Source organism: Aliiglaciecola sp. (genome assembly GCF_039982535.1).
Lineage (GTDB): Bacteria > Pseudomonadota > Gammaproteobacteria > Enterobacterales > Alteromonadaceae > Aliiglaciecola.
In genome coordinates this window covers 148,031-161,254 of the sequence record NZ_JBDWYG010000045.1, presented here as the reverse complement: position 1 = coordinate 161,254, position 13,224 = coordinate 148,031, and the positions used below count along the sequence as shown (strand labels likewise).

General features: G+C 40.9%; 10 protein-coding genes. 6 read left to right on the top strand and 4 right to left on the bottom strand.

Features of this window, described 5'->3' with window-relative positions; all coding sequences use genetic code 11:
* Positions 1 to 24 precede the first annotated feature (24 nt).
* On the bottom strand, positions 25 to 582 hold the full coding sequence (locus ABJV04_RS14745) for a DUF5655 domain-containing protein (RefSeq protein WP_348492328.1): 558 nt from the start codon (positions 580 to 582) through the stop codon (positions 25 to 27).
* Between the two features lie 261 nt (positions 583 to 843).
* Between ABJV04_RS14745 and ABJV04_RS14740 the strand changes: the two genes are divergently transcribed.
* Complete coding sequence (locus tag ABJV04_RS14740) at positions 844 to 1,533, top strand: response regulator transcription factor (protein ID WP_348492326.1); 690 nt, start codon at positions 844 to 846, stop codon at positions 1,531 to 1,533.
* Positions 1,530 to 2,918, top strand: coding sequence for a histidine kinase sensor domain-containing protein (locus ABJV04_RS14735; RefSeq protein WP_348492324.1), 1,389 nt, complete (start codon positions 1,530 to 1,532; stop codon positions 2,916 to 2,918). The genes ABJV04_RS14740 and ABJV04_RS14735 overlap by 4 nt, the downstream gene beginning before the upstream one ends.
* 87 nt (positions 2,919 to 3,005) lie before the next feature.
* Here ABJV04_RS14735 and ABJV04_RS14730 read toward each other — a convergent pair whose 3' ends face one another.
* From ABJV04_RS14730 to ABJV04_RS14720, 3 genes are all read right to left on the bottom strand, one after another.
* A complete protein-coding gene (locus ABJV04_RS14730; RefSeq protein ID WP_348492322.1) occupies positions 3,006 to 4,124 on the bottom strand; it encodes a PepSY-associated TM helix domain-containing protein in 1,119 nt (372 codons plus the stop codon).
* 21 nt (positions 4,125 to 4,145) lie between these two features.
* A complete protein-coding gene (locus ABJV04_RS14725; protein ID WP_348492320.1) occupies positions 4,146 to 6,185 on the bottom strand; it encodes a TonB-dependent receptor in 2,040 nt (679 codons plus the stop codon).
* A gap of 361 nt (positions 6,186 to 6,546) precedes the next feature.
* Positions 6,547 to 7,536, bottom strand: coding sequence for a PEP-CTERM sorting domain-containing protein (locus ABJV04_RS14720; protein ID WP_348492318.1), 990 nt, complete (start codon positions 7,534 to 7,536; stop codon positions 6,547 to 6,549).
* 380 nt (positions 7,537 to 7,916) lie between these two features.
* Between ABJV04_RS14720 and ABJV04_RS14715 the strand changes: the two genes are divergently transcribed.
* From ABJV04_RS14715 to ABJV04_RS14700, 4 genes are all read left to right on the top strand, one after another.
* Positions 7,917 to 8,870 (top strand): nitronate monooxygenase, encoded by a 954-nt coding sequence (locus tag ABJV04_RS14715; RefSeq protein WP_348492316.1) that lies wholly within the window; start codon positions 7,917 to 7,919, stop codon positions 8,868 to 8,870.
* A 307-nt stretch (positions 8,871 to 9,177) separates the two neighbouring features.
* Entirely contained in the window at positions 9,178 to 10,329 is a 1,152-nt protein-coding gene (locus tag ABJV04_RS14710) for an iron-containing alcohol dehydrogenase (protein WP_348492314.1), read from the top strand.
* Positions 10,330 to 10,359: 30 nt separating this feature from the next.
* A complete protein-coding gene (locus tag ABJV04_RS14705) occupies positions 10,360 to 11,742 on the top strand; it encodes a hypothetical protein (RefSeq protein ID WP_348492313.1) in 1,383 nt (460 codons plus the stop codon).
* The gene (locus ABJV04_RS14700) at positions 11,739 to 13,115 is read left to right on the top strand and encodes a sigma 54-interacting transcriptional regulator (RefSeq protein WP_348492312.1); all 1,377 of its coding nucleotides are present in this window, start codon (positions 11,739 to 11,741) and stop codon (positions 13,113 to 13,115) included. The genes ABJV04_RS14705 and ABJV04_RS14700 overlap by 4 nt, the downstream gene beginning before the upstream one ends.
* Positions 13,116 to 13,224: the final 109 nt, after the last annotated feature.

The following is a 13,224-nucleotide window of genomic DNA, read 5'->3' as shown; positions in this document are numbered from 1 at the left end:
TAGGCTTACACCTTGGCTACCATCTTAGCTTTGTTCATAGGCTATTTTTAACCAGTCAAAAAGGGTTTGATTGACTTGGGCAATATCAGTGATTTTAACACGATGAGTAACCATCGAATTAAAGCTACCAGAAGCTTCCAACTGACCTTGTGGTTCAACACCTTTAAGATTAATACCTACATCAACACGGGTTTTAGTAGAGGGCTGAATCAACGCAAACTGCTTATTTCGTCTCAGACTTACATAGGATTTTTTAGGTGATATTTGCATTTCTGAAAAGCTTTCTAGCCCTTGAACTATGCTATCGTAAATTACTTTCAAGTCTTGTTTAGGACCACGGTATTGATTGTCTATTAACCCTGAGTCATCTGAGGATCCAGCTTGAGGGTTTAAAAAATCACTGGCAATTAGATTAGCGAAACCATGGGTAACTCCATACTCACTTTTTAGCATTTTAACAATTTGCCCATGCTTCTCTTGCTGACCTTTTGAAATCACCTCAAACCAAGCATTCATGGTTTTTCCGGTTTTCGATTCCACGTTATTCCTCATGGTCTGTGCCATTTCTTCTGGAGTTGCCATAGGTCTACCTTTGTATTGTTATTTTGGGTTAACTTTATGCTGCTTGTGCTCTGAAGCAAGTAGTTAAGTATCTCTGATAAACATATCGTCAAACAATCAGAGTAGCGTGAGACTCAACGTCTAAAAAAGTGCTAATTATTTTTCATTATAGCTTAAGAGCACTTTAGCACGACTATTTTGAACAAATACCGAGCTGCAGCTTGCAAATAAGAATGATTATCAATAAGATTGAAAGAACGCCAAAGCACACCAATTAAGATTATGTCTACTGCTCATATTTTAATCATTGAAGATGATATTACTCTAAGTGACCAAATTTCTAGGCTACTGGAAGAAAAAGGGTTTATTACCGAGCAGTGCCTAGATGGCCAAAAAGGCTTGTGTACCGCTATCCAGAGAAGCTTTGACCTTATCCTGTTAGATGTACTTCTCCCAACTTTCAATGGTTTTTCTATTTTGAGTCAGTTACGCCAAGTGAAGCATACACCTGTAATGATGATAACCGCATGCGGTGCTGAACAAGAAAGAATCGAAGGGTACCGGAATGGCGCAGATGATTATCTCCCCAAGCCATTTAATTTTACGGAAATGATGCTGCGCATAGAAGCTTTATTACGTCGTACCAGAGTAAACTCTAAACGGAATCAAAAAAGTCTACAACTCAGTGTTGATAGGTTGCTACTAGATAGAAACAAACAACAAGTAACGTTCGAAGATCAGCTTATCGAATTAACCCCGATTCAATTCAGACTATTATGGGTTTTATTAGAAAACCGGGATGAAACAATGAGTAAGGCCTACCTTTACCAAATCGTGCTAGAGCGCTCATTCAGTAGATACGACAGAAGTTTAGATATGCATCTTAGTCGAGTTCGAAAAAAGTTAGTTGATGCAGGAATGCCCCCCGAACGTCTTACTACTGTGCACGGAAAAGGTTATAGGTTTACATGAAGAACATGCTGTTTTGGCGACTTTGTGCAATTATTGGATTGGGAACTGTGGTACTTTTTTGGGCCATAGATTGGCTCACAAATCATACTGAAACCAGCATGAGTTTTATCGCCAAAGAGCACCAACAGCAGCTATTGGAATATGGTAGACAAGCAGAAAATATATTACAGAATGAAGGAGAAAATGCCCTTGCTGTTTGGTTAAAAGAGCTGCAACGCAAGGAAGATACTTGGGCTGCTGTTGTTACTTCACAAATTACTCCCTTCGCCGACTCTATTCTTTCTGAAACCTTTACTGAACAATTTCGATTGGGTAGAAATGTCGAATGGAAGATCCACTTGTATTTTCAACAAAACCCGACGATGGAAGTCCCATTTTCTGACTCATCTAATCATTTTTTGATACGTTTACCTCAAAGGATGCGTCCTGGAGCGATGCTAACCTACGCAAAAATAATATTGCAAATTGCCCTGCCATTAATTTTGCTTAGTGTTTTGAGCTTTATTTTATACCAGCATGTAATGAGGCCTTTGCGTCGACTGGAGAGCACTACAAAAGCATTTAGTGAAGGTAACTTTGATGCCAGAATAAATGTATCTCAGCTTCGACGAAATGATGAATTAACTCGGTTAGCCGCTACTTTTGATCAGATGGCAGAAAGAATAAGCCAACTCATCAATAATCAACGACAACTACTCGCTGATTTATCTCATGAGTTACGCACGCCATTAACTAGAATTGATATGGCTGTGGATTTTTTGCAGCAACAGATCAATCCTCAACAGGCAATTGAGCGTCTAAGATATGAGGCGAATACCATGCGTAACCTTGTGGAAGATACACTAACGTTAGCTTGGTTTAATACTGAATCACCTAGATTAGACTCAGATAGCTTTGACTTAGTCGAGTTAATCCAAGTAATTTGTGATGATGCGCGATTTGAATACCCCAACAGAAAACTGAGTACTTTGTTGCCAGAAAAAGCGTTAATAACACATAGTAGTCAATTATCACTAGGGCAAGCTATCGAAAACATCATTAGGAATGGATTACGCCATACCCCTGAAGAAAGCACCGTTCAGGTTTCGCTATCTAAGACAGATTTCGGCTTTGAGTTAGCTATTAGTGATCAAGGCCCAGGCGTTCCCGAAGAACTATTAACTGACATATTTAAACCCTTTTTCCGTGTCGACAAAGCTAGACTGAGCAACTCATCGATACCACATAAGCCTCCTATTCGAGGGTTTGGCTTAGGATTGGCTTTAGCCAACAGACAAGTGGCTGCAGTAGGAGGCTCTATTACAGCAAAAAATATCTATACCGCTAATAACGAACTTTGTGGTTTGCTGATTACTATTTCTCTACCATCTAAAAACAGAAATTAATGAGTCTATGCAAACTTTTGTCTTCAGTCGCTAAATACTTTGACAATCAGCAATTTCAAGATGATACCCCTAAAATAAAACCACTGGCTATTTAACGACTAAACGTTTCCAGCCAAGCATGATTCCAGTGTAAACCAAAATACAAGCTAACAAAGAAGCAATACCCGCGATTGTTTGACCAATGAAACCAAAGTATTCCCCCGTGTGTAAAAATCGAGCGGTTCCCCAAGCCTGTCCTCCTAAAGACCAATCATCTTTCCTTAGCACCTTAGATACATCGCCATTTCGGGTATCAAAATATAACGAATAAGCAAGTTCTTGCCTATTGCCTATGGACTTATCAATATAAAAACGTGCCTCATTTTTGGTCTCACCTATTTCCATCCACATGGAATACCAATATTGATAGCCATTATTTGCAGCGTGTTGTTTTGCTTTATTAAATAGCTCTTCATATGGAACAACATCAGCAGTCAAACTTGTTACCTCAATGTGCTGTTCTGGCTGAGGTACACTTTCACCAAAAGCTCCATATAGTGCTGTATTAGCCCAAGAGAAATGAAAAATAGTGGCCGTCATAGAAATCACAAACAATACAGGTAAACACCAAATGCCAAACACTAGGTGCCATTGACGGTTGCGGTGATGTGAGTTTTGAAAGTGTTTTGGTAAAAATAAATGAAGTTTAAAAAGTTTTCGTGAAAATCTTTTTGGGAACCATAAATACAGCCCACTAATCAATAAGAATATAAATACAAGATTGGCATAAGCAGTGATATTTTTACCAATAACTTTAGCTTCACCCACCAGCGATAAATAGCGGTGAAAGTCGGTCACAATATGGAAAAATTCAGCTACAGCACCTTCTCCAGATCGCACAACCTCACCTGTATATGGGTGTAACAAGTAACTGTATTTGCCCGCCCATGCGGGAATTGCCGCACCTTCTCGATTTACCCAACGAACATAGATATGTGGCTCATCGGGCTTTAACTTCTGTAAAATAGCGACAACTTGGTCAGTATCTAGCCGCTTAATAGTAGTATTGGGTTGCACAGAGTATTGCATTTCGCTCAACTCTTTAAGTTGCCTTTCGTAAGTTAATAATACGCCACTGAAAGACATACAGAGCACGAAAATACCAGCAATTAAGCCAACGATTAGGTGGACCCAAAAGATCCACCTCCTAAACGATTTTAAAAACATAAAAAATTATCAACAATAGGTTTAGAAATCGTACGACATTGATATTCGTATATCTCTACCGGCCTCATGAGGCCCGATAACGGTTGAGAATACTTCGCTGTAATCGCCTACACTTGAATGGTCAATATATTGTTCATTAAATAGATTAGTTACTGCAACATTAAGTATCAGACTATCGCTTAATTGCCAATTTGCATACATGTCAACAGTTGTGTAGCTGGGTTTATTAAGCCGATATAAGGAATCAGTCCAACCTAAATCTACTGCTTGATGAAGCGTATCTATGTCAATTGAATCCACTTTTGTCACACTGAAACCCACTGAGGCATTAGTGTTAATATCATAATCTAAACCCGCTACCCAAGTATTACCTCGGCTATTACCTAGCCCGACAAATTCGTAGCCATTTAAATCAATAGAGGAATAGCTTACGCTGTATATACCATCTCTTGGTTTAAGCTCAGCTTCTACATGTGAAAACCCTAAAAACAAGTCAAATGATTTCCACCGATAAGCCAAATCAAATTCAACGCCATTACTTTCTAGGGTACCAATATTGTTGAATATTGAATTACCTTCAAAACCTTCAAAAATGACATCATCTAATGAAGAGTCATAAACACTAAATTTTGCATTGAGGTTAGTGGAACTATATTCCACAGATGCTTCTAAATTAGTTACTGTTTCAGGAACTAAGTCTTCAGCAACAACGGGAATATCTGAGCCATCATATAAATAACCATCAAGAGTGAATCCATCACCTATTTGTTTGCCTCTAGCCGCTTGGGCAAAACCCAACCCCAACGACCAAGATTCTGTCAATTCGTATGAAAAACCCAGGTTAAAACTCAATTCTGAATTATCTAAGGAAGACGCACTTTCGGTTATAGGTGTGCCATAATATTCATCTAACAATATTTTTTGCTGAAACTCGTAGTCGTCATAGCGGACACCATAACTCAGCAGTAATTGAGGAGTTAAATCAGTATAACCTTGTGCATAAATGCCTAAGACACTCCCCTCTTCAGCATTTTCAGTGACACCTTGAGCTGGGCCACTGGTTACTTCATCTTTGCGATAATCAATACCGTAGACAAACCTGTGAAGCTCTAATTCACTGCTGTTTCGCAGATCAAATCCATAGGTATCTATTTCCGCTAACCAATCGAATCGACCTCCACGAAATGAGGAGTTGGTTTGATATGCTGTTGCTTCAAGGTCCATTAGTTCACTATGTGCAAAGCGATAATTAGCGACATAAGTGTCTCTCTTTGCTTCACTAGGGTAGAGCGCTTCACCCTCTAGAACAACCCAGTTAGGCCGGGCAGAAAACTCGCCTTCTTCTTCACGCTGTTCAAGGCTTAATGATAAGAAATGGTTTAGTGCAATTTCACCACTGGCTTTTAAAAATAGTATGTCTTGGTCGGCGGCAGTTCCGTAGATTTCATTTCCGTCACCGTCTTCCATATTATCTCGGTCAACCGTGCTGTAATAACCTAACACACCCCAGGAATCGCTAAGTTTTCCGTAGAGACTCCCGCTGAAACGCGTCCCCTCATTAGAAAAATAGTTGGCTTTAATTCGCCCACCAAAGTTTTCATCTTCAGCAAGTAAATCTTGAGCATCTTTGGTCTTGAATCGAATTGAACCGCCGATAGCTCCAGGACCACTGGTAGCCTCTCCGGCACCAGCTTGCACATCAATTTGCTGTAGCAAGTCTGGATCAATAGTTACCCGCCCAATATGGTGAAATAGTGTTGAGGTTTGTTGAGCGCCATCCACAGTCACATTTAAAAACGCATCCTCAAGACCACGTATGTAAATTTTCTGCGCTACTCCTACTGAACCGCCCACGCTAATTGAGGGTGAGTAACGAAATATATCGGCAAGATCATTAGCTTGATATTGTTCAATTTCTTCAGCGGTAATACTCAAATTTGTAGCTGCGCCTACTACTGAAATTTTTTCAATTGAGGAATTATCTTCATTATTCTGGGTTTCAGCATAAGACATGGTACTTGTCAGAGTACATATGGTGCTTAGTAACGCTAGTGTTTTCAAAAAAAGCTCCTTATTAAATTCTATTAATGAGAAGCATTATCATTATCTTTTAGGTGAAATCATAGCAGTTTTACATTTGTTACATTTCAAAATTAATTCAATAAAAAGCAGTGATTAAGAATATGAGAAATTGAATCTGTGCTTATCTTACTCAACTATCAGATATTCATGCCAGTTTGCATATACGATATCTCCCCAATGCATGATTTCCCAGTCGCTTTAAATCATTTTAGGTAGGTTTTAACGTTATTTAGCATTTGTTGTTGTGTTTTTGTCTTACAACAATAAAAAAGCCCTGAACAAATCTGTTCAGGGCTTTCAATAATTGAGTAAATAGACTCAAAATCTGATGTTGAGTACTCTACTTAACGTTACGTCTACGTAAATTAATACCCATAAGTCCAATACCGAACAATAAAATTGTTGCTGGGACCGGAACTGCTGTAGGGTCGTCATCTCCAGGAATATCTACAGTACCTACCGTATCACCGAAAACATAAGAATAATTAAGAGTTGCTGACTCCCCTGCATTCAAGTCCCCGATCATAAAGCCAAGCCCGATACCATTGTCACTAGAAGAGTCGAAACCAAATGCTACTGGTGCATAATCACCACCGATTAAATAATCGGCAGGGTTGATTTGTGAACAACAAGAAGCCTCTATACCTGTATTATGTTCATAATCACTATCGGTAAACATACCCATAGTTAAACCGCTGATAACACCAGAGGCACTAATGAAATCACTTTGCGCCAATTCGCCAGCATCATCGTAATCGCCATCATTATTTAAGTCCAACCCACGTTCATTATTTGTGGCAGCAGAACCTCCAGGATAATTATCTGGGTCAGGATCAATGGCTCTAGAGAATGCTAAATTAGTTAAATCGCTAAGTGCAGTAATAGTGGTTGTCATATTGACGTTTTCATCGTCATCGTCGAAGAAAAAGTCATGAACGATATCGAAAAATCCGTTAGCAGCCGAACCAGTCCATTGAACATGGTTATCAAACGCGCCGCCACTTAGGTCTGTAATAGACACCTGACTTACGCTATCGCTTGAAGAGTTTCTATTACCTACAGTACTAAATTGGTCAGATGAAATACCAAATCCTTCGAACGGAGTGCCTGGTGAAAGATAATCACCTGTAGCAGCATCAAAGGTACCAGTTCCAGAGGCATCATGAATTAAACCTGGAGTGGCATTTCCGTTCCCCAAAGTGCCATCATCTGAAACTTGGGTCCATAGGAAATTACCTTGCATAATTATAGGTGCAGCCGTTGCAGCAGATGCCCCTAACATAGCGCTTAAAGTAATCCCAGCTAATGCTATTTTCTTTGTTTTAATCATATGTAGACTTCCTGTTTATTTTTTTCAGTAACGCTTCAATCCTACCGAAGCTTCCGATGCTCACATAAATTTTGCACCTTCTTTTTTATAAGCATAGTTTGAGCCAATTTAATTTTTAGCTAATATTTCAGCTAGTTACCTATCTAAGTTGAAAATTTTTACCCTAACAAAAACACCAAAATGTAAAGAAAACTGACAATCTAATAACCTCACTACATTCGGGATCAGAGCCGTCGAAAATGACATAGTAAAACCACCGTGCTGCCATTAATAAACCAATTGATAGACGTTCTATTCATGAAAAAAAGTACCAATATCACTTACAAATCTATAACAATAATGCCAACTACCCTATTCATGATTCATTTCAGAGGAAAGATATGACAAATATTACAGTCAAGACCCGCATCACAGAAATGCTTGGAATTGAAAAGCCTATAATACAAGCTGCCATGGGCTGGATAGCACGCTCACAGCTATCATCTGCGGTGTCTAATGCCGGCGGAATGGGCATTATTGAAACTAGCTCAGGTGAGCTTGATATCATTCGCGAAGAAATACTAAAAATGCGCGACCTTACAGACAAGCCCTTCGGAGTAAACATCGCCCAAGCCTTTGTGCGGGATCCTAAGATTCTCGACTTCATTATTGATCAAGGTATTAAATTTGTTACCACATCAGCAGGTGACCCAACCAAGTATACTAATAAGCTTAAAGAGGCTGGCTTGACTGTATTTCATGTTGTTCCCAACTTCAAAGGTGCATTAAAAGCAGTGGAAGCGGGTGTTGACGGGCTTATTGTCGAGGGTGGAGAAGGTGGCGGCTTCAAAAACGCCGACGATGTATCTAGTATGGTATTAATACCGCAAGTTTGTGAGGCGGTAAACGTACCTATAGTCGCGGCTGGCGGTATTATGGACGGACGCAGCATGGCAGCTGCTCTAGCCCTTGGCGCAGATGGTGTACTTATGGGCACCCGAATCTTAAGCGCAACAGAAAGCCCCGTTCATCAAAACTGGAAAGACGCGATTATTGCCGCTGACTCAACTGATACATTGTTTTTAAACCGCTCAGGGCCTGGGCCCGCTTTGCGAGCACTGCGCACAGAACGTTCAACGCGGATATTGAACGAAGGCTCACCAAGTATCTTTAGCGAATTCCAAGACACCCAAGCAGTTTACTTTGGTGGCGACCTAGAAGCTGGAATTGCCCTTACGGGACAAGTTGCTGGACGAATTAAAGAGTCTAAAACGATAAAACAGATATTCGATGAAACTCTAACCGAGTTTGGCGAAGTTACAGGCCGCTTAGCTGCGCTAACAACAAACAATTAAGAGGTACATAAAATAAGGTCACCTCTTCCTCGGGGACAGCGCATTTTAATTTCAATGACCTGCCCCAGCTGGTATTCCATCTATAAGCGAACATACTGATTCCAAAAATAATCACTTTGATTCCAATTGGAATCGATTTATTATCAATTTGTCTATTAATAAACCAGTAACTATATGGACAAACCTTATTAACATAGGGTTTACATGACTTTTCATGTATTGGCACTTGTTTTGCTAACTTAATACTTCTAAAGAAAGACTAAATCATCACGAGTTGTGAATAAAAAGCCACAAGGAACCGAGCAGTATGCAAATTTCATCCTTTAAAAGCGCTCACACACTGATCACCGGTCAAGGTTGTTCCTCTACATTAATTGAACATATTAATAAATTAAAATTTAACTACCCACTTTTAGTAACCGACAAAGGGGTTAGAAAATCGGGTACCTTAGAACACATCATCCCTCAGCTTGACGGTATGTCTTATTCTATTTTTGATAATGTAAATGCGGAACCTGATAACGAAGTGGTTGAGCAATGTTTTGAGGTATTTAAACGTCAAGCCCACGACGCAATTATTAGTGTAGGTGGTGGCAGTGCCATTGACATTGCCAAATGTGTTGCAGTGCTAGCAGGAAATTCACAATCTTTAAACGCGATGTTTGGTGAAAACAAGGTTGCAAGCCGAGGCATTCCCCATATCGCCATTCCTACCACTGCTGGTACAGGCTCAGAAGTTACCAATATTGCCATTTTGGCAGTGCCCAGTGAACAAACTAAAAAAGGGGTGGTAAGTGACTATTTATTACCAGATGTGGCCATAGTCGCACCTGAAATGACAGTAAGTTGCCCGCCCCACATAACCGCGGCCAGTGGCGTTGATGCTTTGGTGCATGCCATCGAAGCCTATTTATCTAAGTTTGCTAGCCCAATTACAGATGCACTTGCAATTAAAGCCATGGGCATGATTATGACTCACTTGCCCACCGCCTACGGCACTCCGCAAGACCTTAACGCCCGAGAGAATATGGCTACCGCAAGTTTGATGGCAGGTTTAGCCTTCGGTAATGCGGGAGTAGGTGCAGTTCATGCTTTGGCGTACCCTTTAGGTGGTCGCTACCACATCTCCCATGGAGTAAGTAATGCCTTAATGCTGCCCTATGTAATGCAATGGAACAAAAGTGCCTGTTTAGACCGCTTTGCAGATATAGCCACAGCTTTATCCACCCCAATCTCAACCGAAGATGATGGCGATACAGTAGCCGCAAAAGTCATTCAACAACTTCATGATTTATGCACAAAAGTAGGCATCCCAAAAGGCATGAAATCACTGGGAGTTAAATACGAAGACATTCCCGAGCTGGCCAAAGAAGCCATTAAAGTAGAACGTTTATTGAAAAACAATCCAAGAAATTTATCCCAGTCTGATATTGAAAGCATATATTACGCGGCCTATTAACCTTAACTATACGAATTTGGAACTCTACCCATGACGTGGAAAAACCACCAATACGGAACAGAAACAGCTTATTTTCCTCTAGGCCCGTTTAAAATACGCTTACCGTTTTTGCACTATAGATTCGAATGGCCTGACTATTTGCAGGGCCTATTGATGTGCGCAGTCGATCTCGCGGCAATTCCATTAATGGTGGAATTGTTAGGCATGCCCTTCGAAGCAGCCATCGCCATTGTGATGATTAATGGCTTTTTGTACTTACTTCACCACATTTTAGGAGACCCTGTGATCCCTGGGTGGATAACGCCCGCCGTGCCTTTGCTTATGGCGTACGTTCAAACCTTTGACCCTGGCCCCGATAGAGTTCATGCACTTATTGCCTTTCAAATTATGCTCGGCTTGTTAGCCATAGTTCTTGGGCAAACCAAGTTAGCCTCCAAAGTGGTAACACTGATCCCATCAGCAATTAAATCCGGCGTGATCATAGGTGCAGGATTAGCAGCTATTGTGGTGGTATTCAAAGAAGGCGGCCGCTTCGAGCAATTCCCAATCACCATTACCATCGCTGTAGGTTTAGCATTTTATTTAATCTTTAGTCCTCATTTCGCCAAGTTAAAACAGCACAATGCGTTTTGGGCCAACCTAGGTAAATTGGGTATATTCCCGATCATATTATTGGCCGTTATAGTTGCACCTTTGGTATCTGAAGCTAGTTGGCCGGACATTGAATGGGGGATTACTAGCCCTAATTTCGCTTTAATGTTTGAGCAATACACAGTTTTTGGTGTGGGCTTACCTGATGCATCTATGTTTTTAACGGCACTACCTACTGCGCTAGCAGCTTACATAGTGCTGTTTGGAGACGTACTACAATCAAAAGCCATTTTAGATGAAGCCGATGAAAAACGTCCTGATGAAAAAATTGATTATGATCCTAATCGCTCGCACCTGATTTTCGGGGGCAGAAACGTATTAATGAGTATATTCGGTCCAGATGTTGTGATGTGCGGGCCCTTATGGGCTGCAATGCATGTAGTGATTGTTGAACGTTACAAACAAGGCCGTGAGGCGATGCAATCTATTTTTGGCGGTTCAGGCTCTTTCCGATGGGGTACCAATACTGGTCTATTGTTATTGCCGGTAGTGAGTTTAGTCCAACCTATTCTGGGAGTTGCCCTCGCCCTAACGCTTCTAATTCAAGGGTTTGTTAGTTTCCGAATTGGCATTATGGAAGCCAAGAGTCAACGGGATCTGGGAATAGCTGGAATTATCGCTGCTATTTTAGTGATTAAGGGAGCCACCTGGGCGTTTGCTGTGGGTATTTTATTAGTACTGCTCATTTACGGTAAAAACTTCTTTAAAGGCGATCCTGAACGCAACTTTAATCCAACGAATGTAAGCGATGGTGACAAATGAAATCGCTAAACTCCAAACTTTTACAACCGGTTCTAGATGCTTTACCTGACGGTGTGTATATCACCGATGGTGAAGGTATTACCATAACCGTAAATAAAGCCTACGAAAAACTCACCGGTTTACAACGTCACCGTGTGCTAGGCAAACATATGAAAGACTTAGTCACTGAAGGCTATATCTCCAAATCAGTATCACTGGAGGTGATTCGCGAAAAGCAGCCAATTACACGGGTTCAAACCATTAAAGGTGATCGCAAAATCGTAGTCAGTGGCAACCCCGTGTTCGACGAAAACGGCAAACTGGAGTTTGTTATGAGTTCGGTTCGCGACGTTACCGCTTTGTTGCGAGCAAAGCATGCAGAAGAACAATTGGAACAAATCCTCACAGTAAGAAAAGATTACGCTATTGATGTAGATGTATTGACCGACAAAGCCGGTGTATTAACTGGCATCAATACACGAAAATGCTACAAACTAGCCGAAAAAGTTGCCCCCACAGACGTTAAAATTTTGATTCAAGGAGAAACAGGCACAGGCAAAACCCTATTGGCTCAGTTTATCCACGATAATAGTCTGCGTGCAGAAGCCCCCTTTATTTCTTTAAATTGTGCAGCTATGCCAGAGGGCTTAATCGAGGCCGAACTATTTGGCTACATGGCAGGCGCGTTTACGGGAGCTTCAATAAAAGGAAAAGAAGGATTACTCTACATCGCCAATGGTGGCACACTTTTTCTAGACGAAATTGGCGATTTGCCCTTATCTCTGCAAGCAAAACTTTTGAAAGTAATAGAGGAAAATAAATTTCTTCCCTTAGGTGGCACTCACTTTAAAACCACTAATATCCGACTCATCACCGCCACTCACCATGATCTTAAGGCCGCCATTACCGATGGTAGGTTCAGAGAAGATTTATATTATCGCTTGCAAGTAATGCCCTTGGAGTTACCTCCATTACGTAATCGCCAAGACGAAATATTACCCTTACTAGAACACTATTTAGAGCATTACGCGAAACGTTATAACAGCGAAAAAAACCTTCACCCTGAAACTGCCGAAGTGCTTTTGCACTACCCATGGCCTGGCAATATTCGGGAGTTAATGAATTTAGCAGAGCGTTTGGTGCTAATTACCGAACAAATTGAAATTTTACCTAGAGATTTACCCGAATCCATCAAACCTCTGACCGTACAAAGTAACCCTTTCAGTTCGGGTAGCCTTAAACAACAAGTTTCCCATTTGGAACGAGAACTGATTGAGAATGCCCTTCGCCTGTATGGCTCTACACGAGCAGCCGCAGCATCTTTGGGAATTAACCAATCAACCTTAGTAAAAAAACGACAAAACCTTCATGCCAGAAGGCAAGAGGAAGAATGAAATCACTAACGTCTGCTATGACATCAGATGAGCGTCAAGAGTAGGCAGTCGTTCTTTGTACGCAAGTTCAAAGAATTTACATCGCCAATTAAGGCAAATTAGAAAAAGG

Bases quoted from the DNA above. Each gene is read 5' to 3' on its own strand.
- ABJV04_RS14745 (WP_348492328.1), bottom strand. From the start codon at position 582: ATGGCAACTCCAGAAGAAATGGCACAGACCATGAGGAATAACGTGGAA.
- ABJV04_RS14740 (WP_348492326.1), top strand. From the start codon at position 844: ATGTCTACTGCTCATATTTTAATCATTGAAGATGATATTACTCTAAGT.
- ABJV04_RS14735 (WP_348492324.1), top strand. From the start codon at position 1,530: ATGAAGAACATGCTGTTTTGGCGACTTTGTGCAATTATTGGATTGGGA.
- ABJV04_RS14730 (WP_348492322.1), bottom strand. From the start codon at position 4,124: ATGTTTTTAAAATCGTTTAGGAGGTGGATCTTTTGGGTCCACCTAATC.
- ABJV04_RS14720 (WP_348492318.1), bottom strand. From the start codon at position 7,536: ATGATTAAAACAAAGAAAATAGCATTAGCTGGGATTACTTTAAGCGCT.
- ABJV04_RS14715 (WP_348492316.1), top strand. From the start codon at position 7,917: ATGACAAATATTACAGTCAAGACCCGCATCACAGAAATGCTTGGAATT.
- ABJV04_RS14710 (WP_348492314.1), top strand. From the start codon at position 9,178: ATGCAAATTTCATCCTTTAAAAGCGCTCACACACTGATCACCGGTCAA.
- ABJV04_RS14705 (WP_348492313.1), top strand. From the start codon at position 10,360: ATGACGTGGAAAAACCACCAATACGGAACAGAAACAGCTTATTTTCCT.
- ABJV04_RS14700 (WP_348492312.1), top strand. From the start codon at position 11,739: ATGAAATCGCTAAACTCCAAACTTTTACAACCGGTTCTAGATGCTTTA.